General features: G+C 42.2%; 45 protein-coding genes. 6 read left to right on the top strand and 39 right to left on the bottom strand.

The genetic code is table 11. The annotated features are described in order from the left end of the window. Positions 1 to 180, bottom strand: a 180-nt coding sequence (locus tag AB4J89_RS18890) for a hypothetical protein (RefSeq protein ID WP_368470323.1), incomplete at its 3' end; no start/stop codon positions are given. Between the two features lie 201 nt (positions 181 to 381). Here AB4J89_RS18890 and AB4J89_RS18885 point away from each other — a divergent pair. Continuing rightward, a complete protein-coding gene (locus AB4J89_RS18885) occupies positions 382 to 945 on the top strand; it encodes a gamma carbonic anhydrase family protein (RefSeq protein WP_088494051.1) in 564 nt (187 codons plus the stop codon). On the opposite strand, the gene AB4J89_RS18880 is transcribed toward AB4J89_RS18885, so the two are convergent. From AB4J89_RS18880 to dprA, 5 genes are read right to left on the bottom strand one after another with little or no spacing between them, the layout of a single operon-like run. Further along, complete coding sequence (locus AB4J89_RS18880; RefSeq protein WP_088494052.1) at positions 918 to 1,181, bottom strand: DUF1488 family protein; 264 nt, start codon at positions 1,179 to 1,181, stop codon at positions 918 to 920. The two genes, AB4J89_RS18885 and AB4J89_RS18880, sit on opposite strands and share 28 nt — an antisense overlap. Continuing rightward, positions 1,178 to 2,002, bottom strand: a complete 825-nt coding sequence (aroE, locus tag AB4J89_RS18875) for a shikimate dehydrogenase (protein WP_311755837.1) — start codon at positions 2,000 to 2,002, stop codon at positions 1,178 to 1,180. Before aroE ends, AB4J89_RS18880 begins: the two co-directional genes overlap by 4 nt. 5 nt (positions 2,003 to 2,007) lie before the next feature. Further along, positions 2,008 to 2,577: an L-threonylcarbamoyladenylate synthase type 1 TsaC gene (gene tsaC / locus AB4J89_RS18870; RefSeq protein ID WP_368470320.1), complete on the bottom strand. Its 570-nt coding sequence runs from the start codon at positions 2,575 to 2,577 to the stop codon at positions 2,008 to 2,010. Beyond that, the gene (locus AB4J89_RS18865; protein WP_368470317.1) at positions 2,570 to 3,127 is read right to left on the bottom strand and encodes a topoisomerase DNA-binding C4 zinc finger domain-containing protein; all 558 of its coding nucleotides are present in this window, start codon (positions 3,125 to 3,127) and stop codon (positions 2,570 to 2,572) included. The genes tsaC and AB4J89_RS18865 overlap by 8 nt, the downstream gene beginning before the upstream one ends. A gap of 18 nt (positions 3,128 to 3,145) precedes the next feature. After that, positions 3,146 to 4,291 (bottom strand): DNA-processing protein DprA, encoded by a 1,146-nt coding sequence (gene dprA / locus AB4J89_RS18860; protein ID WP_088494056.1) that lies wholly within the window; start codon positions 4,289 to 4,291, stop codon positions 3,146 to 3,148. Between the two features lie 130 nt (positions 4,292 to 4,421). Here dprA and def point away from each other — a divergent pair, with 130 nt between their 5' ends. From def to mscL, 5 genes are all read left to right on the top strand, one after another. Continuing rightward, entirely contained in the window at positions 4,422 to 4,946 is a 525-nt protein-coding gene (gene def / locus AB4J89_RS18855) for a peptide deformylase (RefSeq protein WP_088494057.1), read from the top strand. 26 nt (positions 4,947 to 4,972) lie between these two features. Then, entirely contained in the window at positions 4,973 to 5,920 is a 948-nt protein-coding gene (fmt, locus tag AB4J89_RS18850; protein WP_088494058.1) for a methionyl-tRNA formyltransferase, read from the top strand. 98 nt (positions 5,921 to 6,018) lie between these two features. Further along, positions 6,019 to 7,287 carry a 16S rRNA (cytosine(967)-C(5))-methyltransferase RsmB gene (rsmB, locus tag AB4J89_RS18845; RefSeq protein ID WP_311755833.1) on the top strand — a complete coding sequence of 423 codons (1,269 nt, stop codon included), beginning with the start codon at positions 6,019 to 6,021 and terminating at the stop codon, positions 7,285 to 7,287. A gap of 112 nt (positions 7,288 to 7,399) precedes the next feature. Further along, on the top strand, positions 7,400 to 8,776 hold the full coding sequence (trkA, locus tag AB4J89_RS18840) for a Trk system potassium transporter TrkA (protein ID WP_023583477.1): 1,377 nt from the start codon (positions 7,400 to 7,402) through the stop codon (positions 8,774 to 8,776). A 115-nt stretch (positions 8,777 to 8,891) separates the two neighbouring features. Beyond that, a complete protein-coding gene (gene mscL / locus AB4J89_RS18835; RefSeq protein ID WP_023583476.1) occupies positions 8,892 to 9,299 on the top strand; it encodes a large-conductance mechanosensitive channel protein MscL in 408 nt (135 codons plus the stop codon). Between the two features lie 3 nt (positions 9,300 to 9,302). Here mscL and AB4J89_RS18830 read toward each other — a convergent pair whose 3' ends face one another. The 33 genes from AB4J89_RS18830 to AB4J89_RS18670 form a co-directional block, all read right to left on the bottom strand. After that, complete coding sequence (locus tag AB4J89_RS18830; protein WP_023583475.1) at positions 9,303 to 9,509, bottom strand: alternative ribosome-rescue factor A; 207 nt, start codon at positions 9,507 to 9,509, stop codon at positions 9,303 to 9,305. Between the two features lie 50 nt (positions 9,510 to 9,559). Further along, entirely contained in the window at positions 9,560 to 9,973 is a 414-nt protein-coding gene (gene zntR, locus AB4J89_RS18825) for a Zn(2+)-responsive transcriptional regulator (RefSeq protein WP_088494060.1), read from the bottom strand. Positions 9,974 to 10,269: 296 nt separating this feature from the next. Further along, positions 10,270 to 10,656, bottom strand: coding sequence for a 50S ribosomal protein L17 (gene rplQ / locus AB4J89_RS18820; protein WP_004246940.1), 387 nt, complete (start codon positions 10,654 to 10,656; stop codon positions 10,270 to 10,272). Positions 10,657 to 10,693: 37 nt separating this feature from the next. Beyond that, positions 10,694 to 11,683 (bottom strand): DNA-directed RNA polymerase subunit alpha, encoded by a 990-nt coding sequence (gene rpoA, locus AB4J89_RS18815; RefSeq protein ID WP_006535513.1) that lies wholly within the window; start codon positions 11,681 to 11,683, stop codon positions 10,694 to 10,696. Positions 11,684 to 11,708: 25 nt separating this feature from the next. After that, positions 11,709 to 12,329, bottom strand: a complete 621-nt coding sequence (gene rpsD / locus AB4J89_RS18810; RefSeq protein WP_004246942.1) for a 30S ribosomal protein S4 — start codon at positions 12,327 to 12,329, stop codon at positions 11,709 to 11,711. A 36-nt stretch (positions 12,330 to 12,365) separates the two neighbouring features. After that, positions 12,366 to 12,755: a 30S ribosomal protein S11 gene (rpsK, locus tag AB4J89_RS18805; RefSeq protein WP_002919257.1), complete on the bottom strand. Its 390-nt coding sequence runs from the start codon at positions 12,753 to 12,755 to the stop codon at positions 12,366 to 12,368. A gap of 16 nt (positions 12,756 to 12,771) precedes the next feature. Next, positions 12,772 to 13,128: a 30S ribosomal protein S13 gene (gene rpsM, locus AB4J89_RS18800; protein WP_036914623.1), complete on the bottom strand. Its 357-nt coding sequence runs from the start codon at positions 13,126 to 13,128 to the stop codon at positions 12,772 to 12,774. Between the two features lie 146 nt (positions 13,129 to 13,274). Beyond that, a complete protein-coding gene (rpmJ, locus tag AB4J89_RS18795; protein ID WP_071788572.1) occupies positions 13,275 to 13,391 on the bottom strand; it encodes a 50S ribosomal protein L36 in 117 nt (38 codons plus the stop codon). Positions 13,392 to 13,433: 42 nt separating this feature from the next. Further along, a complete protein-coding gene (gene secY / locus AB4J89_RS18790) occupies positions 13,434 to 14,756 on the bottom strand; it encodes a preprotein translocase subunit SecY (protein ID WP_006535510.1) in 1,323 nt (440 codons plus the stop codon). A 7-nt stretch (positions 14,757 to 14,763) separates the two neighbouring features. Continuing rightward, a complete protein-coding gene (gene rplO, locus AB4J89_RS18785; RefSeq protein WP_004246944.1) occupies positions 14,764 to 15,198 on the bottom strand; it encodes a 50S ribosomal protein L15 in 435 nt (144 codons plus the stop codon). Positions 15,199 to 15,201: 3 nt separating this feature from the next. Next, entirely contained in the window at positions 15,202 to 15,381 is a 180-nt protein-coding gene (gene rpmD, locus AB4J89_RS18780; protein WP_036914634.1) for a 50S ribosomal protein L30, read from the bottom strand. A gap of 5 nt (positions 15,382 to 15,386) precedes the next feature. Beyond that, on the bottom strand, positions 15,387 to 15,887 hold the full coding sequence (gene rpsE, locus AB4J89_RS18775; protein ID WP_023583472.1) for a 30S ribosomal protein S5: 501 nt from the start codon (positions 15,885 to 15,887) through the stop codon (positions 15,387 to 15,389). Between the two features lie 14 nt (positions 15,888 to 15,901). Then, a complete protein-coding gene (rplR, locus tag AB4J89_RS18770) occupies positions 15,902 to 16,255 on the bottom strand; it encodes a 50S ribosomal protein L18 (protein ID WP_023583471.1) in 354 nt (117 codons plus the stop codon). Positions 16,256 to 16,264: 9 nt separating this feature from the next. Beyond that, positions 16,265 to 16,798 carry a 50S ribosomal protein L6 gene (rplF, locus tag AB4J89_RS18765; RefSeq protein WP_023583470.1) on the bottom strand — a complete coding sequence of 178 codons (534 nt, stop codon included), beginning with the start codon at positions 16,796 to 16,798 and terminating at the stop codon, positions 16,265 to 16,267. A gap of 14 nt (positions 16,799 to 16,812) precedes the next feature. Continuing rightward, complete coding sequence (gene rpsH, locus AB4J89_RS18760; RefSeq protein WP_004246950.1) at positions 16,813 to 17,205, bottom strand: 30S ribosomal protein S8; 393 nt, start codon at positions 17,203 to 17,205, stop codon at positions 16,813 to 16,815. 32 nt (positions 17,206 to 17,237) lie between these two features. Continuing rightward, positions 17,238 to 17,543: a 30S ribosomal protein S14 gene (rpsN, locus tag AB4J89_RS18755; protein ID WP_006535503.1), complete on the bottom strand. Its 306-nt coding sequence runs from the start codon at positions 17,541 to 17,543 to the stop codon at positions 17,238 to 17,240. A gap of 12 nt (positions 17,544 to 17,555) precedes the next feature. Beyond that, entirely contained in the window at positions 17,556 to 18,095 is a 540-nt protein-coding gene (gene rplE, locus AB4J89_RS18750) for a 50S ribosomal protein L5 (RefSeq protein ID WP_075674041.1), read from the bottom strand. A gap of 13 nt (positions 18,096 to 18,108) precedes the next feature. Then, the gene (gene rplX, locus AB4J89_RS18745; RefSeq protein ID WP_075674042.1) at positions 18,109 to 18,423 is read right to left on the bottom strand and encodes a 50S ribosomal protein L24; all 315 of its coding nucleotides are present in this window, start codon (positions 18,421 to 18,423) and stop codon (positions 18,109 to 18,111) included. A gap of 10 nt (positions 18,424 to 18,433) precedes the next feature. Continuing rightward, complete coding sequence (gene rplN / locus AB4J89_RS18740; protein WP_004246955.1) at positions 18,434 to 18,805, bottom strand: 50S ribosomal protein L14; 372 nt, start codon at positions 18,803 to 18,805, stop codon at positions 18,434 to 18,436. Between the two features lie 176 nt (positions 18,806 to 18,981). Then, complete coding sequence (gene rpsQ, locus AB4J89_RS18735) at positions 18,982 to 19,236, bottom strand: 30S ribosomal protein S17 (RefSeq protein ID WP_023583468.1); 255 nt, start codon at positions 19,234 to 19,236, stop codon at positions 18,982 to 18,984. After that, positions 19,236 to 19,427, bottom strand: a complete 192-nt coding sequence (gene rpmC, locus AB4J89_RS18730) for a 50S ribosomal protein L29 (RefSeq protein ID WP_004238624.1) — start codon at positions 19,425 to 19,427, stop codon at positions 19,236 to 19,238. The genes rpsQ and rpmC overlap by 1 nt, the downstream gene beginning before the upstream one ends. After that, positions 19,427 to 19,837 carry a 50S ribosomal protein L16 gene (rplP, locus tag AB4J89_RS18725; protein WP_006535500.1) on the bottom strand — a complete coding sequence of 137 codons (411 nt, stop codon included), beginning with the start codon at positions 19,835 to 19,837 and terminating at the stop codon, positions 19,427 to 19,429. Before rplP ends, rpmC begins: the two co-directional genes overlap by 1 nt. Positions 19,838 to 19,849: 12 nt before the next feature. Then, a complete protein-coding gene (rpsC, locus tag AB4J89_RS18720) occupies positions 19,850 to 20,551 on the bottom strand; it encodes a 30S ribosomal protein S3 (protein WP_023583467.1) in 702 nt (233 codons plus the stop codon). Positions 20,552 to 20,568: 17 nt separating this feature from the next. After that, positions 20,569 to 20,901: a 50S ribosomal protein L22 gene (gene rplV, locus AB4J89_RS18715; protein WP_006535498.1), complete on the bottom strand. Its 333-nt coding sequence runs from the start codon at positions 20,899 to 20,901 to the stop codon at positions 20,569 to 20,571. 14 nt (positions 20,902 to 20,915) lie between these two features. Further along, positions 20,916 to 21,194, bottom strand: coding sequence for a 30S ribosomal protein S19 (rpsS, locus tag AB4J89_RS18710; RefSeq protein WP_004246960.1), 279 nt, complete (start codon positions 21,192 to 21,194; stop codon positions 20,916 to 20,918). A 14-nt stretch (positions 21,195 to 21,208) separates the two neighbouring features. Continuing rightward, positions 21,209 to 22,033: a 50S ribosomal protein L2 gene (gene rplB / locus AB4J89_RS18705; RefSeq protein WP_006535497.1), complete on the bottom strand. Its 825-nt coding sequence runs from the start codon at positions 22,031 to 22,033 to the stop codon at positions 21,209 to 21,211. Between the two features lie 19 nt (positions 22,034 to 22,052). Then, positions 22,053 to 22,355: a 50S ribosomal protein L23 gene (gene rplW / locus AB4J89_RS18700; protein ID WP_004246962.1), complete on the bottom strand. Its 303-nt coding sequence runs from the start codon at positions 22,353 to 22,355 to the stop codon at positions 22,053 to 22,055. Continuing rightward, a complete protein-coding gene (gene rplD, locus AB4J89_RS18695) occupies positions 22,352 to 22,957 on the bottom strand; it encodes a 50S ribosomal protein L4 (protein ID WP_088494062.1) in 606 nt (201 codons plus the stop codon). Before rplD ends, rplW begins: the two co-directional genes overlap by 4 nt. A gap of 16 nt (positions 22,958 to 22,973) precedes the next feature. Next, positions 22,974 to 23,603 carry a 50S ribosomal protein L3 gene (rplC, locus tag AB4J89_RS18690; RefSeq protein WP_023583465.1) on the bottom strand — a complete coding sequence of 210 codons (630 nt, stop codon included), beginning with the start codon at positions 23,601 to 23,603 and terminating at the stop codon, positions 22,974 to 22,976. Positions 23,604 to 23,635: 32 nt separating this feature from the next. Next, entirely contained in the window at positions 23,636 to 23,947 is a 312-nt protein-coding gene (gene rpsJ / locus AB4J89_RS18685; protein ID WP_001181005.1) for a 30S ribosomal protein S10, read from the bottom strand. Between the two features lie 349 nt (positions 23,948 to 24,296). Continuing rightward, the gene (bfr, locus tag AB4J89_RS18680) at positions 24,297 to 24,770 is read right to left on the bottom strand and encodes a bacterioferritin (protein ID WP_075674372.1); all 474 of its coding nucleotides are present in this window, start codon (positions 24,768 to 24,770) and stop codon (positions 24,297 to 24,299) included. A gap of 77 nt (positions 24,771 to 24,847) precedes the next feature. Continuing rightward, on the bottom strand, positions 24,848 to 25,045 hold the full coding sequence (gene bfd / locus AB4J89_RS18675; protein WP_088494063.1) for a bacterioferritin-associated ferredoxin: 198 nt from the start codon (positions 25,043 to 25,045) through the stop codon (positions 24,848 to 24,850). A 221-nt stretch (positions 25,046 to 25,266) separates the two neighbouring features. Further along, positions 25,267 to 25,375, bottom strand: a 109-nt coding sequence (locus tag AB4J89_RS18670) for a hypothetical protein (protein ID WP_337090808.1), incomplete at its 5' end; no start/stop codon positions are given.

The raw sequence follows: 25,375 nt of genomic DNA, 5'->3' as shown, positions 1-25,375 counted from the left end.
AAGAGTTTTTTCAAACTTTTTTCTTTTCTCTTCGCTGTCCTTCGTGGCTGTTGTCAGCTCATCGTCGGTCAGTGGATGCGCATTATAGGGAGTTCTCGGATTAGCGCAAGTATTTATTTCAACTTTTTTTCTGTTCGTTCTCTTTTTGAACTTTGCGTCTATTTTTGATACAGAAAACATCTTTTGTGTGTAAAAAATATACGCTTTATCTTGTTATTGTCTATTCGGTATATTCTATCAATCACACTCTATTGCTCTACTTTCTCCTTTAGTATCGATTTTGATAGTCATGTAGCCTAAAAATCATTGCCCTCGCCAGCCACCCCCATCCACTGCTATGCTTTTCTTATTATAAAGTGAAACCAAGTGCGAGGTTAAATTATGGGGAAATCAACAATCAGGAATTACTTACACCTTTCGCCTTCTATTGATAAAGATGTTTTTATTGATGAAACAGCAACTGTGATTGGAGATGTACGTATTAGTGAAGATGTCAGTATCTGGCCTATGGTTGTTATTCGTGGTGATGTGAATTACGTGAGTATTGGCAAAAGGTCAAATATTCAAGATGGTTCAGTTCTTCATGTCACTCACATCTCACCCAATGATCCTGAAGGTTTTCCTCTTATTATTGGTGATAATGTTACTGTTGGACACAAAGTAATGTTACACGGATGCACAATAGGAGATCGTGTTCTAGTCGGAATGGGTTCTATTTTACTTGATGGTGCAATTATTGAAGACGATGTAATGATTGGCGCAGGTAGTTTAGTTCCGCCAGGAAAGCGACTTGAAAGTGGTTTTCTTTATTTAGGAAGTCCAGTGAAAAAAATTCGCCCACTTTCATCAGCAGAAATAGAGCACTTTATCTATTCTGCTAATAATTATGTTGGATGGAAAAATAACTATTTACCTACTCATCTATCTGCCATTGATAAAGAATAGATAGGATAAAGAGTTGATAACTCATATTCCGTTACCAACTCTTCAAATTCTTCTTCAATGTCCCAACGATTTTGTTTAAATAATAAAATTCCTTCTCCAACACCAAAACGCTCAATAAGCTCTTGCTCTGTAATTTGACAATCAAAAAGCATTCCGTTGATCATTATAGGAAAAAGAACACTCCTATCCTCAGCTAGCCATATTTCACGATCTGGAAATTGAATGGACTGGTTCATTGATTCAATCTTTCTCTTAATACATTAAGGACGGGATTAATATCTGGCACAATTTCATACCACAGTTCAAGTGCATAAGCGGCTTGTCCTACTAACATACCTAATCCATCTGATAAACGCGTGCTTCCATGTTTTAACGCGTTATATAGAAATGATGTCATCCCTGTTTGATAATAAAGATCGTAGCACGCTGTATCAAAACCATAAACAGTGTTAGGAATAGGTGGTAAATCATTAGTCATGCTGGATGAAGAGGCATTTATAATTAAATCGTAATGTCTATCGGCAACATCTTCGACAGCTATTGCTCGGATCGTTCCAAATTGACTAAATTCTTTTACTAATTGTTCAGCTTTAGCAAATGTACGATTGGTTAAAGTAATATCACAATCAAAATCAAGTAATGGAAGCAATATTCCTCTTGTTGCGCCACCAGCACCGATAACTAAGACTGATTTAATCTTATTAGGCACAATAAAATCGAGTCTTGCTAAATCCAGAATAAGTCCTTGCCCATCAGTATTATCACCAAGGAGTGAGCCATCTTCCAATTTAACAATAGAATTAACTGCACCACATGCTTTCGCTCTATCCGTTAATTTATCCACAAAGCGGAATGCATCTTCTTTAAAAGGAACAGTAACATTAGCACCTCGCCCCCCATTAGAAAAAAAATGCGAGGCTGTTTTCTCAAATTCACCTAAAGGAACGAGTAAACGTCCATAGTCATACTCTATTCCTGTCTGTTTTGAAAAAAATTGGTGGATGAAAGGAGACTGACTATGCTCGATAGGATTTCCCATCACTAAATATTTTTCCATCACAATCACCCTTGTCGATATAACTCACCCGTTAATGCATCTCGGATTTCAGAAGGATTCTGTCTACCTCCGACACTCCCTTCAACGATAGGAATTGTATCCTGAAACTGTACTTTTACTTCTTCAACTGTACGACATGGTGGTAATCCACTTAAATTCGCACTCGTTGAAACTAAAGGTTTTCCATAGGCTAGGCAAAGTTCTTTAACAACTGTGTGGTCTGTTACTCTCACAGCTAAAGAAGTAAATTTTCCAGTTAGCCACTTTGGTGTCGTTGATTTGGCAGGAATAACCCATGTAACAGGTCCTGGCCAAGACGCAAACATTCTATCTCGCTGGGTTTGTGTCAATGCACTATCATCGATATAAGGTTTCAATTGCTCATAATTATCAGCAATTAAAATTAATCCTTTGTCAATTGAGCGTTGTTTTAACATTAATAATGCCATAACAGCATGTTCGCTATCAGGATCACAACCTACCCCAAATACGGCTTCTGTTGGATAGGCGATAACTTTATTATTTTTTAATGCTGCTATTATAGTATTGCTTACAGGTGATACTTCGTTATTCATGTTCTTCTCTTTTTGTTTGTTGCTTTCCACATAATTTGCTGGCGCACACCAATCTTACTCCTTGAGAAGACCTTTTTTCCATCAATAATGGATAGTGGCAATGTTCACATTCACCATTAACAGGTTTGTTGTTTAATACAAATTGGCATTCTGGATATTGGTTACAAGCATAAAATGTCTTACCAAACCTAGACTTACGTTGTAATAATTTTCCTTTTTCGCATTGAGGACAAGGTATGACGGTTTCATCAGGTTTATCAATTTGTTCTATATGTTCACATGTAGGATAATTACTACAACCAATAAACATCCCAAATTTACCTTGACGCAAAACTAAATCAGCACCACAACACTTACAAGGTTGCCCTTCTAAGACTTTTATAATTTGCCCATCACCTTGTGATTTTAATGTTTTAATATAGTGGCAATCAGGGTAAGCCGAACATCCTAAAAAAGGGCCATGCCCTCCATTTTTCATCACTAATACACTGCCACATTCAGGGCATTTTTCCTGTTCAGGCTGCTGTGTAAACGGCATATGCTTTGCCATTGTTTTACCTCATTACACTTATTCCAATCGAGTATAGCCACCAGCCACAATAGCGACTTTTTCAATAAGCTCAAGCTCTAATAAAAGAGGAGCTAATTCAGAAGTTGATAATCCACTATCCTGAGCAATGATATCAATGGGTACAGTTTTATTAAAACCTAGAAAAGGTAATATCACTTCCATCGCCTGCTGTTGTTCAGGTGTAAATTGTTCTACTTTAGCCTCTTGTTTTTCACTATTAATAAGTGTTGTATATTCTTCTGTGATTTGTTTTTGTTGATACTCATTAACACAAGTAAGCCACTGCAAAGAACTATTTAAATATTCAACGATATCTTCAGGTGAAGATGCTAAATTTGCACCTTGCTTAATAAGTTGGTGATTGCCTTCAAAATGAATATCACCCAATAGTCCCGGTAACACGAACAACTCTTTACCTTGTTGCAAAGCATAGTTTGCTGTTATTAAAGAACCGCTTTTAATTCCGGCTTCCACAATAAGTAGTGCAGCACTTAGTCCACTAATAATTCGATTACGTTGAGGAAAATGACGCGCTAAAGGCGGGGTCATAGGTAAATGCTCAGAAATAAGAAGACCAGATTCTTTTATTTGTGCTGCAAGAGTACGATGAAATGACGGATAAATCTGCTCTAAACCACTCCCTAGTACAGCAATAGTAATACCATTATTTTTTAATGCACTTCGATGTCCAATACCATCAATACCTTGAGCTAACCCACTTGTAATAGTTAACTCTTTCTTTACTAGTTCCTGCGCAAAATAAGTTGCCCATTTGGAACCATATGGTGTAGCAACTCGACTACCAATTAATGCAATTTGTGTGCTTTTTAAATACTGCCTATTCCCTGCAACAAAAAGCAAAAGCGGGGGCGATGATATTTGCTTTAATAAAGGAGGATAATCTGAATCTGTTATCGTTAATAATGATGATTCGTTTTTATCTAACCATTTTAATGTATCGTTGACAGCATTTGCATGAAGTCTTAAGAATTGATGACTTTGCTGTTCTGACAGACCACAACCTATTAATAGCCCTTGATTTAATTGAGTTAAAGATTGTAGATACCTTGCAATTTGAATCGCTTTACTAATGGGGAGTCTTGAAACAGCATTAAGCCTTATCCATATTTCTCTAGCATCCATGCATTATCCTAATATTGTTTTTAGCAAACAGGGTGAGTGCTAAACACACCAAATACTGTCAATCTAGACAATAAATGTCTAGAATAGACGTTAAATCCTATTCACATTTTAGAAACAGTCCGAATAAATTATGGCAGTGTTACACGTATTACATTATCCAGACGAGCGCCTTCGCACGATTGCAAAGCCAGTCGAAAAAGTTGATGCCGAAATCCAAAAAATTGTCGATGATATGTTTGAAACAATGTATTTGGAAGAAGGCATCGGCTTAGCTGCGACACAGGTAAATATCCACCAGCGCATTATCGTCATTGATGTCTCTGAAACCAGAGATCAAAGACTGGTATTAATAAACCCAGAACTTCTTGATGCTGATGGCGATACAGGCATAGAAGAAGGCTGTTTGTCTATTCCGGAACAGCGTGCTTTTATTCCTCGTGCAGAGCATGTAAAAGTAAAAGCTCTTGATTACAATGGCCAACCTTTTGAGTTAGAGGCTGATGATTTATTAGCTATCTGTATTCAACATGAAATGGATCATTTAGTTGGTAAATTATTTGTGGATTATTTATCTCCATTAAAACGCCAACGCATCCGTCAAAAAGTTGAAAAACTCGATAAGCTAGATAAAAAAAGAGCTAAAGCAGGACAGTAACAGTTAAATTGAAACAGGAAGAAAACGTGTCTGATTCATTACGTATTATTTTTGCGGGAACACCCGATTTTGCGGCTCGACATTTAGCTGCATTGTTATCAACTCAACATCGTGTGGTGGGAGTACTCACTCCTCCAGATAAACCCGCAGGAAGAGGTAAGAAACTGACTATTAGCCCTGTTAAAGAACTGGCATTAACTCATAATATTCCTGTTTATCAGCCGGCATCTTTAAAACCAGAAGAGAACCATGAATGGATAGCAGCACAACAAGCAGACATTATGATTGTTGTCGCTTATGGCATGATCTTACCTAAAGCAGTTCTTGAAATACCGCGTTTAGGTTGCCTTAATGTGCATGGTTCTCTCCTTCCTAAATGGCGCGGTGCAGCACCAATTCAACGCTCATTGTGGGCAGGAGATAAAGAAACAGGTGTCACGATTATGCAAATGGATGTTGGCTTAGATACAGGCGATATGCTGTATAAAGCCTCGTGCCCAATTACGAGTGATGATACCAGTGCATCTCTTTATGAAAAGCTTGCGGAGCTTGGACCCAAGGCTCTAACAACTACGTTAGATCTCATTACCTCAGGTAAAATAAAAGCTGAAAAACAAAATGATAATTTAGCGAACTACGCACAAAAATTATCTAAAGAAGAAGCAAAAATTGATTGGTCATTATCAGCAGAACAGATTGAACGTTGCATAAGAGCATTCAATCCATGGCCAATGAGCTTTTTCATGTTAGACGAGCAACCTGTAAAAGTATGGAAAGCACAAGCTATTGCTGATGATACAGATCAACCAGCAGGAACCTTATTAAAAGCAGATAAAACGGGTATTTATATTGCGACAGGTAACGGCATTCTAAATATCACTGAGTTGCAACCATCAGGTAAAAAACCTATGGCTTCTGCTGATTTCTTAAACTCCAAGCGAGATTGGTTCACTCCTGGAAAAATCATTCAATAATTATTCTAAACCCTGATACTAACACTATTATCAGGGTTTTCCTTTTTTCACGCCAATGTAGTACATCTCTGGCGCTCAATATTAAACGTTAACTCATCATGAAAACGTCATACAACTTACGTAGCATTGCAGCCAAAGCAATTAACCAAGTATTAGATCAAGGCTTATCTCTAAGTACCGTCATACCCGAACTTCAAAAAAATGTTTCAGACAAAGACAAAGCATTACTACAGGAACTTTGCTTTGGTGTATTACGTACATTGCCACAATTAGAATGGATTATTCAGCAACTCATGGATAAACCATTAAAAGGTAAACAACGCATTTTACACTACCTCATTATGGTTGGCTTATATCAACTTCTTTATACACGTATTCCTGCTCATGCTGCTCTAGCAGAAACGGTAAATGGCGCTGTCGCATTAAAAAAACCCCAGTTAAAAGGATTAATTAACGGTGTGTTGCGTCAGTTTCAACGTCAACAAGATATCCTAGATGAACGTTTTCAAAATAGTGAAAATCGTTTTCTCCATCCATCATGGCTACTTGCCCGTATTAAACAGGCTTATCCTGAACAATGGATAAATATTGTTGAAGGTAATAATCAAAAACCACCTATGTGGTTACGTGTAAATCAACGCCATCATTCACAAGAAGAATATTTAACATTACTTGAAAAGGAAGAAATTGCCGCTGTTGCTGATGACAGTCACCCTTTTGCAATCCGCTTAGAGGATCCATGTAACGTGAATCTTCTTCCTGGATTTGCTGATGGTTGGGTAACAGTTCAAGATCGTTCAGCTCAGCGTTGTGCTGAATTATTAGCGCCACAAAATAAAGAACAGATCCTTGACTTATGTGCAGCACCGGGCGGTAAAACAACACATATTTTAGAGATAGCTCCTCAGGCTCAAGTATTAGCAATCGATATAGATGAGCAACGTTTGAAACGTGTACAAGAAAACCTTACACGTTTAAAACTTAATGCCGTCGTCAAAAGTGGTGATGGTCGTTATCCTGAACAATGGTGTGCGGGTATGCAATTTGACCGAATTCTACTTGATGCACCATGCTCAGCAACAGGCGTTATCCGCCGTCATCCAGATATTAAGTGGCTTCGCCGTAATGACGACATTGAGCAATTAGCTCAAATTCAAAAAGAGATCCTTCACGCTATTTGGCCATACCTAAAATCTGGTGGCACATTGGTTTATGCAACCTGCTCTATTTTGCCAGAAGAGAATAAACAACAAGTGGAAGCATTTTTAGCGTCAACGAAAGATGCACAATGTGATTATCAGCATCAATGCTTACCAGAAGAAGAAGGTGGTGATGGTTTCTTTTATGCATTGATCAAGAAAATATGATCTTGTGATAAAAGATGATATCAGATCTAAAAACCGCTACTATTTCAACGCAAGATCATTAAGATCTTGCGTTTCTTTTCTATTTGCTAATCGAATACTCTGAGAAATTGCGATGAAAATTATTATCTTAGGCGCTGGTCAAGTAGGTGGCACTCTCGCTGAAAATCTTGTCGGGGAGAATAATGATATTACTGTCGTTGATACTAATGCAGATCGTTTGCGCCAACTTCAAGATAAATTCGATTTACGAGTAGTCAATGGGCATGGATCTCACCCAAGGATCTTAAGAGAAGCTGGTGCTGAAGATGCAGATATGCTGGTTGCCGTCACCAACTCTGACGAAACCAATATGATAGCGTGCCAAGTTGCTTACACTCTGTTTAATACACCCAACAAAGTTGCTCGGATACGTGCCTCTGAATTTGTTCGTGAAGCAGACAAACTCTTCCTCCCAGAAGCTATCCCCATTGATTATTTAATCTCTCCAGAGCATTTGGTTATTGATTATATTTATAAATTGATCCAATACCCAGGTGCCTTACAAGTTGTTAATTTTGCCGATGGCCAAGTCAGTATTGTTGCAGTAAAAGCGTATTATGGTGGTTCTCTCGTCGGAAATGCACTATCAACATTACGTGATCATATGCCACATATTGATACTCGTGTTGCTGCCATTTTTCGTCAAGACAGGCCTATCCGGCCTCAAGGCTCCACAATCATTGAAGCAGGAGATGAAGTTTTCTTTGTCGTTGCATCTCAGCATATTCGTGCAGTAATGAGTGAATTACAGCGATTAGAAAAACCTTATAAACGCATTATGATTGTTGGTGGTGGTAATGTCGGTGCAGGTTTAGCGGCTAGATTAGAAAAAGATTATAGCGTCAAACTTATTGAACATAATCAGCAACGAGCAACAGAGCTCGCTGAACTACTCCATGACACCATCGTTTTCTATGGTGATGCATCAGATCAAGAACTTCTTGCTGAAGAACACATAGAACAAATCGATGTCTTTATCGCACTGACTAATGATGATGAAGCCAATATTATGTCAGCGATGCTGGCAAAAAGAATGGGTGCTAAAAAAGCAATGGTGCTTATTCAGCGTAGTGCTTATGTTGATTTAGTTCAAGGTGGGGTTATTGATATTGCAATATCACCACAACAAGCAACAATTTCTGCACTTTTAGGCCATGTTCGTAAAGCTGATATTGTTAGTGTTTCCTCATTACGACGAGGTGTTGCAGAAGCAATTGAAGCCGTTGCACATGGTGATGAAAATACATCAAAAGTTGTTGGTCGCCGTATACAAGATATAAAACTACCACCTGGAACTATCATTGGTGCAATTGTTAGAGATCAAGATGTTATTATTGCGAACGCAAGTCACTCCATAGAACAAGGGGATCATGTGATTATGTTTATCACTGATAAAAAATATGTCCCTGAAGTAGAAAAGCTTTTCCAACCTAGCCCATTTTTCTTATAAAGACTACGTAGAAATAAGAATAATAGTAATTGTTACTTATAATGGTCTATTATTATCATGTTAGATACTATATTTTTACATAATAAATCTATGAATAGATAAATAAGGGGTGGTTATGTCTTTTTTCAAAGAGTTTCGTGAATTCGCAATGAAAGGCAACGTTGTTGACATGGCAGTCGGTGTCATCATTGGTGCAGCCTTCGGTAAGATTGTTTCATCATTAGTTGCTGATATTATTATGCCACCGCTAGGCTTGTTAATCGGTGGTATTGACTTCAAACAGTTTAGTCTTGTATTAAGAGATGCTAGTGGGGATGTACCGGCAGTTGTACTAAATTATGGCATGTTCATTCAAACTGTTTTTGACTTTGCCATTGTTGCATTTGCGATTTTCTGTGCAATCAAATTAATTAACAAGACACGTCGTCAGGCAGAAGAAGCACCTAAAGCACCACCGGCACCTTCTGCAGAAGAAACTCTATTAACAGAAATTCGTGATTTATTAAAAAATCAGCAAAAATAAAAACTAAAAGGCCAGTGATAACAATTGAAAAAATCTTTTGTTATCACTGGCCTCCCAGTTACCCTTCTTGTCATGTTTCGCTTTTCTCATATAACTTCCTTTTCCTTTCTTATTCTTTTCCACGCGTTGTCTAAATAGTGGATCATGAACAAGTGCTGCTAAGGCATTATCTTTAATAACACCTTTCTGGTGCTGATATTTGCTAGACATAAAAACCTCTTAAATTGTTAAAGAACATAAAACGTAATGCGGTACAGATATTATTGCTTTGTGGCTCCAGATTCAAGTATTTCAAGAATAGAACAATAAGTACTTTCATGAGCACTGCCACAACATGCATTACTTAACATCTTCAATGAATCTCGCATCCTTTCCATTTCTTTCAAGCGAATTTCAACTTCCGCAAGTCTTGCATCAACAATATGTTTTGATTCAACACAGGTGTGATGAGCGGGATCAACACGAATAGAAAGTAGCTCTGTAATCGCGTCTAATGTAAAGCCCAACTCTTTTGCATAACGAATAAAACGTAAACGTTGGAGATCTTTCTCTGTATATAAGCGATAACCGCCTTCTGTTCGCCTGTCATGATCCATCAATCCCTGTTTTTCATAAAAACGGATTGTATCTGTTGTCACATTCGCTAATTTTGCAACCTGCCCAATACGATACATGGATCATGCCCTCACTCTAAATGATGCATAAGCATAACAAATAATCAAAAAAATAGAATTGAAATATAGTGCGAAGCTTATCTTACCAAAATAGCAGTATGCTGAAATAACAGAAAATAAATATGATGTAACACAAGAGTAGGCAAAAAAGCATGGAATAACAAATAGAAAGGTTAGGATATAGCTTGATAGATTATTTTTATAACGGTAGTTTCATAACTATCATTTTCGATAGATATAAAAAAACCGGATTAAAAATCCGGTCTTTTTATTCGCTTCACTAAATAATAATTAAATTATTCAGCTGCTGCTTCTGTTTCAGAATCAGCACGGTCAACAAGCTCAATGTAAGCCATTGGAGCGTTGTCACCAGCACGGAAGCCACACTTCAGAATACGAGTGTAACCACCTGCACGGCTCGCAAAACGCGGACCTAATACTGTAAACAGTTTTGCCACGACTTCGTTATCACGAGTACGGGCGAATGCCAGACGACGATTAGCTACGCTGTCGGTCTTGGCAAGAGTAATCAGCGGCTCAACGACGCGACGCAGTTCTTTCGCTTTAGGCAAAGTTGTCTTGATTATCTCATGACGAACTAAAGAACCTGCCATGTTACGAAACATAGCCTGACGATGGCTGCTGTTGCGGTTCAATTGACGACCACTCTTACGATGGCGCATGACCTTATCCTTCTCAGTAAAACCTTAACCTGTGATCTTATTCATCAGCGATACTTGCAGGTGGCCAATTCTCAAGGCGCATGCCCAGAGATAGACCACGCGACGCCAGTACGTCTTTAATCTCAGTAAGAGATTTCTTACCAAGGTTAGGCGTCTTAAGTAATTCAACTTCAGTACGCTGTACCAGATCACCGATGTAGTGGATTGCTTCTGCCTTCAGACAGTTAGCAGAGCGGACAGTCAATTCAAGATCGTCTACTGGGCGCAGTAAGATAGGATCGAATTCTGGCTTCTCTTCTTTAACTTCTGGTTGACGAACATCACGTAAGTCAACAAAAGCTTCAAGCTGTTCAGCCAGGATAGTCGCTGCACGGCGAATCGATTCTTCTGGATCGATAGTACCGTTAGTTTCCATCTCGATAACCAGCTTATCCAAGTCGGTACGCTGTTCAACACGAGCTGCTTCCACATTATAAGCAATACGCTCAACTGGGCTATAGCACGCGTCTACTAAAAGGCGACCGATAGGGCGCTCATCTTCTTCCGAATGAATTCGGGCAGAAGCCGGCACATAACCACGACCACGCTGAACTTTGATACGCATATTAATAGATGCGTTCTCGTCTGTAAGGTGGCAGATAACGTGCTGCGGCTTGACGATTTCGACATCACCGTCATGGATGATATCGGCTGCAATAACAGGGCCAATGCCAGATTTGCTCAAAGTAAGAATAACTTCATCTTTACCATGAACTTTTACCGCCAACCCTTTAAGGTTGAGCAGTATTTCTAGGATATCTTCCTGAACACCTTCTTTGGTGCTGTACTCATGCAGTACACCATCAATCTCAACCTCTGTTACCGCACAACCCGGCATAGACGAAAGCAGAATACGGCGCAGTGCGTTACCAAGAGTATGGCCGAAGCCTCGCTCTAATGGCTCAAGGGTCACCTTGGCGTGCGTCGAACTGACTTGCTCGATATCAACCAGGCGCGGTTTTAGAAACTCTGTCACAGAACCCTGCATTGTGTCCTCTCTTTGGTGCTAAGCCTTACTTGGAGTAAAGCTCGACGATCAGGTGCTCGTTAATGTCAGCAGACAAGTCAGTACGTTCAGGAATACGTTTGAACACACCTTCCATCTTAGCAGCATCAACTTCCAGCCATGTTGGCTTTTCACGCTGTTCAGCCAGCTCTAAAGCAGCCTTGATACGAGACTGTTTTTTCGATTTTTCACGAACGCTGACTACGTCATTCGGGGAAACCTGATAAGAAGCAATGTTAACCACGCGACCATTTACCATGATTGCTTTATGGCTAACCATCTGACGTGCTTCTGCGCGAGTTGCGCCAAAGCCCATACGATAAACAACGTTATCCAGACGACCTTCCAGCAGAGTCAGCAGGTTTTCACCTGTGTTGCCTTTCAGACGAGTTGCTTCTTTGTAGTAGTTACGGAATTGACGTTCTAGAACACCGTAAATACGACGTACTTTTTGTTTTTCACGTAACTGAACACCGTAATCAGAAAGACGCGGTTTACGTGCGCCGTGCTGACCTGGTGCTTGTTCCAGTTTACACTTGGTGTCAATCGCCCGAACGCCAGATTTTAGAAATAAATCTGTACCTTCACGGCGGCTCAGCTTGAGCTTAGGACCCAAATATCTTGCCATTTTCTTTCTCCAACTTTCCTAAAAACGAAAACGTTATTAAACGCGACGTTTTTTCGGTGGACGACAACCGTTATGAGGAATCGGAGTCACATCAGTAATATTAGTGATGCGGAAACCAGCCGCGTTTAATGCACGGATAGTTGACTCACGACCAGGACCAGGTCCTTTAACCATAACTTCCAAGTTCTTAATTCCGTACTCTTTAACAGCTTCAGCGCAACGTTCTGCTGCAACCTGAGCCGCGAACGGAGTAGATTTACGAGAACCACGGAAACCGGAACCACCGGCAGTAGCCCAACCCAATGCGTTACCTTGACGATCGGTAATAGTAACGATTGTGTTGTTGAAAGAAGCATGGATATGAGCCACACCGTCAGAGACTTGTTTTCTTACACGCTTACGTGCACGAATAGGTGCTTTTGCCATTGTTCAAATACCCCGATTATTTCTTGATCGGCTTACGCGGACCCTTACGGGTACGTGCGTTAGTCTTAGTACGCTGACCGCGAACTGGTAGACCACGACGATGACGTAAACCACGGTAAGTACCAAGATCCATCAGACGTTTGATGCTCAGGGTAACTTCACGACGCAGATCACCTTCTACAACGTATTTGGCAACTTCGTCACGCAGCTTGTCGATTTGCTCTTCAGACAGCTCACTGATCTTAACATTTTCAGCAATACCAGCAGCTACACAGATAGCCTGTGAGCGGGTCTTACCGATACCGTAAATCGAAGTTAATGCGATTACAGTATGTTTATGATCAGGAATGTTAATGCCTGCTATACGGGCCACTATGCACTCCTAAATTAGCAGTTATACAGTACCATTCTGAAAAGCCCGTTTTCAGGATACTCAAACAATACTGTATATATTATAAAAGATTGGGCTGGCTAATTTAGCCAGCTCAACCGAACTTTGCAAGAAAAAAATGCAATAAATTAGCCTTGACGCTGTTTATGCTTAGGCTCGACGCTGCAAATTACACGCACGTGACCGTGACGTCTAACAATTTTGCAGTTACGGCACATTTTCTTGACGGAAGCACGAACTTTCATTTTTACTCTCCGTAACTTCTAAAACAAATCGCTTATCAGTAATTAACCTTTAAGATTTGCTTTTTTCAATGCAGACTCATACTGACTTGACATCAGGAGAGTTTGCACTTGAGCCATAAAATCCATGATGACCACAACCACGATTAAGAGGGAAGTACCGCCAAAATAGAAAGGTACTTTCATTGCGTCACGCATGAACTCCGGGATGAGACAGATAAAGGTAATATACAAGGCACCGATTAAGGTTAAACGAGTCATTACTTTATCTATATATTTAGCCGTCTGCTCTCCCGGGCGAATTCCTGGTACAAATGCACCGGACTTCTTCAGGTTATCTGCCGTTTCTCTTGGGTTGAAAACCAACGCCGTATAGAAGAAACAGAAGAATATGATTGCAGCAGCGTATAGTAACACATAAATAGGTTGACCAGGCTGTAGATTTAAAGAAATCGTCGTCAGCCAACCCCACCCTGTACCATCGCCAAACCAAGAGGTTATTGTACCAGGAAACAGGATAATACTTGAAGCAAAAATTGCTGGTATAACACCCGCCATATTTACTTTAAGTGGTAGATGTGTACTTTGTGCCGCGTATATTCTACGCCCTTGTTGACGTTTTGCATAGTTAACAACGATACGACGTTGTCCTCTTTCTACAAAAACAACAAAGAAAGTAACCGCGAACACCAATACTGCAACCAACAATAACAGGAGGAAGTGCAGTTCGCCTTGCCGCGCCTGCTCGATGGTTTGACCAATGGCAGGCGGAAGACCTGCAACGATACCTGCAAAGATAATAATTGAGATACCGTTACCAATACCACGTTCAGTGATTTGCTCACCTAACCACATTAGGAACATTGTCCCAGTGACTAAGCTCACAACAGCCGTAATATAGAATGGTAGACCTGGATTAATTACCAGACCTTGCATTCCTGGCATATTCGGTAAGCCTGTTGCGATACCAATTGATTGGAATATCGCCAGCACCAAAGTACCATAACGGGTATATTGGCTGATCTTACGACGACCGGCCTCCCCTTCCTTCTTAATCTCTGCTAACCGAGGGTTAACCACTGATAAGAGTTGGATAATAATCGATGCCGAAATATAAGGCATGATACCCAGCGCAAAGATAGAAGCACGGCTAAGAGCACCACCAGAGAACATGTTAAACATTTCAATGATGGTGCCTTTTTGCTGATCGAGCAATTTGGCAAGCACAGTGGCATCAATACCAGGGATAGGAATAAAAGAGCCAATCCTAAAGACAATAAGTGCACCAAGAACAAACAAAAGTCTGCGTTTTAGTTCACCAACACCACCTTTAGCACTCTGAAAATCTAAACCTGGTTGTTTAGCCATCTGTCACTTATTCCTCAATTTTACCGCCAGCTGATTCGATTGCTGCACGGGCACCTTTGGTAACACGCAGACCACGAATAGTCACTGCACGGTTAACCTCGCCAGACAGAATTAATTTTGCAAATTCAATCTGTGGGCCAACAACGTTTGCGGCTTTCAGTGCATTCAGATCGATTACATCGCCTTCAACGTAAGCTAAATCAGACAGACGGATTTCCGCAGTCACGAATGATTTACGTGAAGTAAAACCAAATTTTGGTAAACGACGATATAAAGGCATCTGGCCGCCTTCAAAACCACGACGTACGCCACCGCCAGAACGAGATTTCTGACCTTTGTGACCACGGCCGCCAGTTTTACCTAAGCCAGAACCGATACCACGACCTACACGTTTAGGCGCATGCTTGGCACCTTCAGCCGGAGACAGAGTATTTAAACGCATCTCTTACTCCTCAACTTTAACCATATAGGAAACCAAGTTGATCATACCGCGAACTGCTGGTGTATCTTCGCGTTCTACAGTGTGACCGATGCGACGCAGACCTAAACCAGTCATAGTTGCCTTATGTTTAGGCAGACGGCCGATTAAGCTGCGTGTTTGAGTAATTTTAATAGTCTTAGCCATGGTCATTACCCCAGAATTTCTTCAACGGATTTACCACGCTTAGCTGCGACCATATCTGGAGACTTCATGCTATCTAAAGCGTCCAGTGTTGCACGAACCACGTTAATCGGGTTAGTGGAACCATAGGTTTTAGCCAGTACGTTACGAACGCCAGCCACTTCTAGAACTGCACGCATTGCACCACCTGCGATGATACCAGTACCTTCATGAGCAGGCTGCATAAATACGCGAGAGCCTGTGTGAGTACCTTTAACAGGGTGGAACAGAGTACCGTTGTTTAAAGCGACGGTTTTCATATTGCGACGGGCTTTTTCCATCGCTTTCTGGATTGCTGCCGGAACTTCGCGAGCTTTGCCATATCCAAAACCAACGCGGCCATTACCATCACCAACTACTGTAAGAGCGGTGAAGCTAAAGATACGACCACCTTTAACGGTTTTAGATACGCGGTTTACCGCGATCAGCTTTTCCTGCAGTTCGCCAGCTTGTTTCTCGATGTGAGCCATCTTACACTCCTACCTTAGAACTGAAGGCCAGCTTCACGGGCAGCATCTGCCAGTGCCTGGACTCGACCATGATATTGGAAACCGGAACGGTCAAATGATACTACTTTGATACCTTTTTCCAGAGCGCGTTCAGCAACAATTTTACCAACTACTGCTGCTGCTTCTTTGTTTCCAGTGTTTTTCAGTTGCTCAATGATAGCTTTTTCTGTAGTAGAAGCGGCCACCAAAGTTTCAGAACCGTTTGGTGCAATAACCTGCGCATAAATATGGCGAGGGGTACGGTGTACCACCAGGCGAGTCGCACCCAATTCCTGGAGCTTACGGCGTGCGCGGGTCGCACGACGGATACGAGCTGCTTTCTTATCCATAGTGTTACCTTACTTCTTCTTAGCCTCTTTGATACGCACAACTTCGTCGGCGTAACGAATACCTTTACCTTTATAAGGCTCAGGGCGACGGTAAGCACGCAGTTCAGCTGCTACTTGACCAATCACTTGCTTATCCGCACCTTTCAGTACGATTTCAGTTTGTGTTGGACATTCAGCAGTGATGCCTGCTGGCAGTTGGTGTTCCACTGGATGTGAAAAACCTACTGATAAGTTAACCGCATTGCCTTTAATAGACGCACGATAACCTACACCTACCAGTTGCAGTTTCTTAGTGAAGCCTTCGGTAACACCTACAACCATTGCATTTAACAGAGAACGAGTAGTACCCGCCTGTGCCCAAGCATCAGCAAAACCATCGCGAGGTGCGAAAGTTAAGTGGTTGTCAGCATGTTGAATTTCAACTGCATTATGGATAGTACGAGTTAGCTCGCCGTTTTTACCCTTAATCGTAATTACCTGACCGTTGAGTTTAACCTCTACGCCGGCAGGAATGACGACGGGTGCTTTTGCCACACGAGACATTCTTTCCTCCCGAATTAAGCTACGTAGCAGATAATCTCGCCACCAAGACCTGCTTGGCGAGCTGCACGATCAGTCATAACACCTTTTGAGGTAGAAACAACAGCGATGCCCAGTCCTGCCATAACTTGTGGCAGCTCATCTTTTCTTTTATAGATGCGCAGACTTGGACGGCTTACGCGCTGAATGCTTTCTACTACAGCCTTGCCTTGGAAATATTTTAAAGTGATTTCCAGTTCTGGCTTAGTGTCGCCTTCAATTTTAAAATCTTCGATATAACCTTCTTCCTTAAGCACGTTGGCAATCGCCACTTTCAGCTTGGAGGAAGGCATTGTGACCGCAACTTTGTTCGCGGCCTGACCGTTACGGATACGGGTCAGCATATCCGCGATGGGATCTTGCATGCTCATCTGTCTTTACTCCCGTGATTCAATTATGGTAATTACCAGCTAGCCTTTCTAAGGCCCGGGATTTCACCGCGCATAGCGGCTTCACGGACTTTAATACGGCTGAGGCCAAATTTCCGCAGGAAACCGTGCGGACGTCCAGTTTGACGGCAGCGGTTACGCTGACGTGAAGGACTTGAATCACGTGGCATAGTTTGCAGTTTTAGAACAGCATTCCAACGATCTTCGTCAGACACGTTCACATCTGAAACGATAGCTTTCAGTTCTGCGCGTTTTGCGAAGAATTTCTCAGCTAAATTCGCACGTTTTACATCACGTGCTTTCATAGATTTCTTAGCCATGAATGCCCTGCCTTACTTGCGGAACGGGAAGTTAAACGCTGCTAACAGTGCGCGACCTTCATCATCTGATTTCGCAGTCGTAGTAATGGTAATATCCAAACCACGAACACGATCCACTTTATCGTAATCGATTTCAGGGAAGATGATTTGCTCACGTACGCCCATGCTGTAGTTACCACGTCCGTCAAATGACTTAGCGGATAAACCACGGAAGTCACGAATACGAGGTACAGCAATAGAGATCAAGCGTTCAAAGAACTCCCACATGCGTTCGCCACGCAGGGTCACTTTACAGCCGATCGGATAGCCCTGGCGGATTTTGAAGCCTGCAACAGATTTGCGTGCTTTGGTGATCAAAGGTTTTTGACCTGAGATTGCTGCTAAATCAGCTGCTGCATTGTCCAGCAGTTTCTTATCAACAATCGCTTCACCAACACCCATATTCAGGGTGATCTTCTCGACCCGAGGGACTTGCATGACAGAATGGTAACCAAACTGAGACATCAGTTGTTGGACCACCTCGTCTTTGTAGTAATCATGCAGTTTCGCCATCGTATACTCCAAATTACTTGATAGTTTCTTTATTAGACTTGAAGAAACGAACTTTCTTACCGTCTTCAAATCTAAAACCTACACGGTCAGCCTTGCCGGTTGCCGCATTGAAAAGCGCAACGTTAGAAACTTGAATAAACGCTTCTTTTTCAACGATGCCACCTGGTTGATTCAGAGCCGGAACTGGCTTCTGATGTTTTTTAACCAGATTGATACCTTCAACGAGAACTTTACCAGAAGAAAGAACCTGTTTTACTTTACCGCGCTTACCTTTATCTTTACCAGTAAGAACGATAACTTCGTCATCACGACGGATTTTCGCTGCCATTGCCTGCTCCTTAGAGTACTTCAGGTGCCAGAGAGATTATTTTCATGAACTTCTCATTACGAAGTTCACGAGTAACCGGCCCAAAAATACGCGTACCAATAACTTGCTCGCTGTTGTTGTTTAACAATACACAAGCGTTGCTATCGAAGCGAATGACAGAACCGTCAGGGCGACGAACACCCTTCTTGGTGCGCACCACTACCGCTTTCAGTACATCACCTTTCTTAACTTTACCACGTGGAATTGCTTCCTTGATGGTAATTTTGATGATGTCACCTACATCTGCGTAGCGACGGTGCGAGCCACCTAGAACCTTGATACACATTACGCGACGTGCACCGGAGTTGTCGGCCACGTTCAGCATAGTCTGTTCTTGGATCATTTTAGTGCTCCGCTAAATGTCAACTACTACTGAGCCACTTCCACATTAGAAGAGGCCGTTCAATATCCCATAATACGAGGGAGCGGCATTATAACACCACATTCTCGATATGGACAGAAAAAATAAACGGCTCGTTCAGTTTTGAGCCGTTTATTTCGTACGAAAAGGCTATTTTATTACAGAACAGCTTTTTCTACAACGCGAACTAACGCCCAAGACTTAGTCTTAGACAGTGGACGTGTTTGACGAATTTCTACTACGTCACCAATTCCACATTCGTTGTTCTCGTCATGTACATGCAGTTTGGTCGTACGACGGATAAACTTACCATATAATGGGTGTTTAACCATACGATCGATAGCAACGACAATAGATTTCTCCATTTTGTCACTAACTACACGACCTTGCAGAGTACGGATTTTATCGGTCATTACGCACCCGCCTTCTCAGTCAGTAAAGTCTTAACGCGTGCGATATTACGACGCACTTGTTTCAACAGATGAGACTGTTGTAACTGACCACTTGCTGCCTGCATACGCAGGTTAAACTGCTCACGCAGTAAGTTCAGCAGTTCTGTGTTCAGCTCTTCAACGCTCTTTTCGCGCAGCTCTTTTGCTTTCATTACATCACCGTCTTAGTTACAAAGGTGGTTTTGATAGGCAGTTTTGCTGCCGCCAGCTTGAATGCTTCACGGGCCAGTTCTTCAGGCACACCATCCATTTCATACAGGACTTTACCTGGCTGGATTAAGGCAACCCAATACTCAACGTTACCTTTACCTTTACCCATACGGACTTCGAGCGGCTTTTCAGTGATTGGTTTGTCTGGGAACACACGGATCCAGATTTTACCCTGACGCTTAACTGCACGGGTCATTGCACGACGTGCCGCTTCGATCTGACGTGCAGTCAGACGACCACGGCCCACAGCTTTAAGACCGTAAGTCCCGAAGCTTACATCCGCACCAGCAGCTAAGCCACGGTTGCGGCCTTTGTGCACTTTACGGAATTTTGTACGCTTTGGTTGTAACATCAGCGACTCTCCTTACTTGCGGCCTTTACGCTGCTGCTTTTTAGGTTGAGCAGCCGGTTTTTCCGCCTGTTCAACTGCAGCCATACCACCCAGGATCTCACCTTTGAAGATCCATACCTTAACGCCGAGCACACCATAAGTGGTTTGTGCTTCTGAGGTATTGTAGTCGATATCTGCACGCAGAGTGTGCAGAGGTACACGACCTTCACGATACCATTCAGTACGAGCGATTTCAGCGCCGCCTAAGCGACCACTTACTTCCACTTTAATACCTTTAGCGCCTAAACGCATAGCGTTCTGTACCGCACGCTTCATAGCACGACGGAACATAACACGACGTTCCAGCTGTGAAGTGATGCTGTCAGCAACTAATTTTGCGTCCAGTTCAGGTTTACGTACTTCGGCGATATTAATTTGCGCAGGAACGCCAGCGATATCCGCTACGTTTTTGCGCAGTTTTTCAACATCTTCACCTTTTTTACCGATAACGATGCCTGGGCGAGCAGTGTGAATAGTCACACGGATGCTTTTCGCAGGACGTTCGATAACGATACGAGATACAGATGCTTTAGCCAGTTCTTTAGTTAAGTACTGACGTACTTTAAAGTCGCTGTCTAGGTTGTCAGCGAATTCATTGGTACCCGCATACCATGTGGAATTCCAAGGCTTGACAATGCCAAGGCGGATACCATTAGGATGTACTTTTTGACCCATTGCTAGTCTCCAGAGTCTCAGCGATCAGACACAACCACAGTGATGTGGCTGGTGCGCTTCAGAATACGATCTGCACGGCCTTTTGCACGAGGCATAATGCGCTTCATAGAAGGACCTTCGTCAACAAAGATCTTAGCTACTTTCAGATCATCAATGTCAGCGCCATCGTTGTGTTCTGCATTAGCAATAGCAGACTCCAGTACTTTCTTCACTAAACCAGCAGCTTTCTTGTTGGTAAAGGTTAAAATTTCCAGAGCTTGCGACACTTTCTTACCGCGAATCAGGTCAGCTACCAAGCGAACCTTCTGAGCAGAAGAACGAGCGTGGCGATGCATAGCGATAGTTTCCATCTCTTCCTCCTACCTTATTTTTTCTTAGCCTTTTTATCGGCTGCATGACCGCGATAAGTACGGGTCGGCGCGAATTCACCCAGTTTGTGACCAACCATTTCGTCGGAAACGTAAACTGGAACATGCTGACGACCATTATGGACAGCGATGGTCAAACCGATCATGTTAGGAAAGATCGTTGAACGACGGGACCAAGTCTTAACAGGCTTTTTGTCACCGCTTTCCACCGCTTTCTCTACCTTCTTCAGCAAGTGCAGGTCAATGAAAGGACCTTTCTTGAGAGAACGTGGCATGGCTTATCCTCTAATTATTTCTTAGTACGACGATGAACGATGAAATGTTCAGTGCGTTTGTTTTTACGAGTCTTCTTACCTTTGGTTTGAACGCCCCAAGGTGTTACTGGGTGTTTACCAAAGTTACGACCTTCACCACCACCATGTGGGTGATCGACTGGGTTCATCGCAGTACCGCGAACGGTAGGACGAATACCACGCCAGCGACTTGCACCAGCTTTACCCAGAACGCGTAACATGTGCTCAGAGTTGCCAACTTCACCGATAGTTGCACGGCAATCAGAAGGAACTTTACGCATTTCACCAGAACGCAGACGAATAGTGACATAAGCACCATCACGAGCAACGATCTGAACGTAAGTACCAGCTGAACGAGCTAACTGACCACCTTTACCTGGTTTCATTTCTACGTTATGAACTGTAGAACCAACCGGGATATTACGCATTGGTAAGGTGTTACCCGCTTTGATAGCAGCATCAACGCCAGACTGAACTTTATCACCCGCTTTCAGGCCTTTTGGAGCCAGAATGTAGCGACGTTCACCATCAGCATACAGCACTAAAGCGATGTTAGCTGAACGGTTTGGATCATATTCCAGACGTTCTACTGTCGCAGGGATACCATCTTTGTTGCGTTTGAAGTCAACAATACGGTAAGCCTGTTTGTGACCACCACCGATATGACGGGTAGTGATACGACCATTGTTGTTACGACCACCGGACTTGCTGTTTTTTTCCAGCAATGGCGCATAAGGTTTCCCTTTATGCAGCTCAGGGTTTACCACTTTAACTACGTGGCGACGGCCCGGAGACGTAGGTTTACATTTAACAATTGCCATTGTTCTTTACTCCTCCGACTTACTCAGCGCCGCCGACGAAGTCCAGATTCTGGCCTTCCTTCAGGGTTACGTAAGCTTTTTTCCAGTCGCTACGACGACCAATACGCTGACCGTGACGTTTCACTTTGCCTTTCATCAGCAGAGTGTTAACACTTTCAACTTCGACTTCAAACAGTTTTTGTACAGCTGCTTTAATCTCTGCTTTGGTCGCGTCTTTAGCAACTTTGAGAACGATGGTATTTGATTTTTCCATCGCGATAGAAGCTTTTTCAGATACATGCGGCGCGCGCAGTACTTTCAGCAGACGTTCTTCACGGATCATGCCAGCATCTCCTCAACTTGCTTCACAGCGTCAGCAGTCATGACGACTTTGTCGAAGGCGATTAAGCTAACAGGGTCGATTGTTGCTGCATCACGTACGTCAACTTTATATAAGTTACGTGCTGCTAAATACAGATTCTCATCTACATCAGCAGTGACGATCAGAACATCAACCAGAGCCATATCTTTCAGTTTCTGTGCTAAAAGTTTAGTTTTAGGCGCTTCAACAGAAAAATTCTCTACGACGATCAGACGATCTTGACGTACCAATTCAGACAGAATGCTCTTCAGAGCACCACGGTACATCTTTTTGTTTACTTTTTGACTGTGGTCCTGTGGTTTAGCTGCGAAGCTAACACCACCAGAGCGCCAAATTGGGCTCTTGATTGAACCTGAACGTGCACGACCTGTACCTTTCTGTCTCCAAGGCTTTTTGCCTGAACCAGAAACTTCAGCACGGGTTTTCTGAGCACGAGTACCTTGACGAGCACCAGCAGCGTATGCAACGACTACTTGATGCACAAGCGCTTCGTTAAAGTCACGCCCGAAGGTAGTTTCGGAAACAGTCAGCGCGCCTTGCGCGTCTTTCATTACCAATTCCATTCCTATCTCCTCGACGTTACGCCTTGACAGCTGGTTTAACGATCAGGTCACTGCCAGTTGCACCTGGAACAGCACCTTTGACCAGCAGCAGGTTGCGCTCAGCGTCAACACGTACTACTTCCAGGCTCTGAACGGTAACTTGTTCGTTACCCAGTTGACCTGCCATTTTCTTGCCTTTAAACACCTTACCCGGAGTCTGGTTCTGACCGATAGAACCCGGAACACGGTGAGACAAGGAGTTACCATGGGTAGCATCTTGAGTACGGAAGTTCCAGCGCTTTACAGTACCGGCAAAACCTTTACCTTTAGATGTTCCAGTAACGTCGACTTTTTTAACGTCAGCGAAAATTTCTACGCTAATGCTTTGACCTACAGTGTATTCTTCGCCTTCATTCAGACGGAATTCACGTAGTAAGCGGCCAGCTTCAACACCAGCTTTAGCAAAATGCCCTGCTTCAGGTTTCAGTACACGGTTAGCTTTTTTGCTACCAGTAGTCACCTGAATGGCACGATAACCGTCTTTCTCCAGATCTCTGACCTGAGTAACACGGTTGTTTTCAATTTCGATAACGGTTACAGGGATTGAAACGCCATCTTCAGTGAAGATACGAGTCATTCCTACTTTCTTACCGACTAAACCAATCATTGTTTCAACCTCTCAATCGCTTGATGACCTGATTAACCTAGGCTGATCTGCACGTCTACGCCGGCAGCCAGATCCAGACGCATCAGAGCATCAACGGTTTTCTCGGTTGGCTCAACGATGTCAACCAGACGTTTGTGAGTGCGAATTTCATACTGATCACGCGCATCTTTATTAACGTGCGGAGAAATCAACACTGTGAAACGCTCTTTGCGAGTCGGCAGTGGGATTGGACCACGAACTTGCGCACCAGTGCGCTTAGCAGTCTCTACGATTTCCGCAGTTGATTGATCAATCAGACGATGATCAAAAGCTTTCAGGCGGATACGGATTCTTTGGTTCTGCATGAGACCAGAGCTCCAACTATTTTTTATAAACGTAAATGATCACTACTCGTACCCATTTCGATTGATGAGAGAGTGTAATCGTTCTGCATATAACTCCCCAATCGGGAGTATTATATTAATGCAATATAAAATCTGCATTAGCTGATAAATCAGCCTCACTAAATCAGTGAGCCTGCGCATTATACTTGCCTGAGTGATGAAATCAAGCCAAGAATAAAAAATCAGCGATAAAAATTCGTTTTATCTTTTCAAAAATAAAAAAAGCAAAGGCACCTTCATTACCTTTGCTTTAAAAAACATCTAATAATCCACTAACGAAGGTGAATTATTCTTTTCTGTATGAGCCAAATTACTCTTCAATAATTTGAGCTTGTAAATAATTTTGAAGTCCCATACGTTCGATAAGTTCAAGCTGGGTTTCTATCCAATCAATGTGCCCTTCTTCATCGGTTAGAATTTCTAGCATGAGATCACGGCTGACATAATCATGAATTGAATCTGCGTAAGCAATGGCTTCACGTAAATCTTTGGCACCGCCTAATTCTAATTCCAAATCAGAACGTAGCATCTCTTCAACATCTTCACCGATGTTTAATTTGCCTAAATCTTGTAAATTTGGAATGCCTTCAAGGAACAAGATACGCTCGATATATTTATCTGCGTGTTTCATCTCATCTATGGATTCATGATATTCCATTTCATTGAGACGTGTGAGTCCCCAATTCTTGAACATTCGGGCATGTAGGAAATACTGATTAATTGCAACAAGCTCACCACCTAATAACTTATTAAGGTGGGCTATCATTTTTTTATCACCTTTCATTTTTATGCTCCTTTGCTTCCAGTCTTTTCAGTGTAGACCTTTTATACAAAGAGGAGAGAAAGGAAATTTAAAATTTGTTATGCAACTTCAGAAATTTGTGGGTAAAGAGCTGATTGCTCATTTTCGATAAGTTGACGGGCTTGACGTACGCACTTACCGCAACAACTTCCAACGGGTAAGATCTTACGTAATTCATTAATAGTGTGGATTTGATGTTTATGGACAGTCGAGATAATTTTTTTATCACTCACACCGTGGCAAAGACATACGTACATAATAACAGCCTCATTAACTACTCACGATCAAGATAGTAAATGATAATTATTATGATTTCAATTTCTATTTATTTGACTTAAGTGTTTTTACTTATTTATATCATCAATGATGATGATGCAGGAGAAAACATTAATGCTTTGCTGAGATTTAAAATATCTAATCTTCAGATACAAAAAAGGGCATCTTACGATGCCCTCTTCATGCATAAATCTATCAGGAATTAACCTAATACTTTAGCAACAACGCCCGCACCTACTGTACGGCCACCTTCACGGATAGCGAAACGTAAACCGTCGTCCATCGCGATTGGGTGAATCAGTTCAACGATC

Origin of the sequence: Proteus sp. STS61-E (assembly GCF_040932335.1) — a bacterium.
Taxonomy (GTDB): Bacteria; Pseudomonadota; Gammaproteobacteria; order Enterobacterales; family Enterobacteriaceae; genus Proteus; species Proteus mirabilis_B.
Note: the sequence above shows the minus strand (reverse complement) of the source record. Positions and strands in the feature narration are given on the sequence as shown.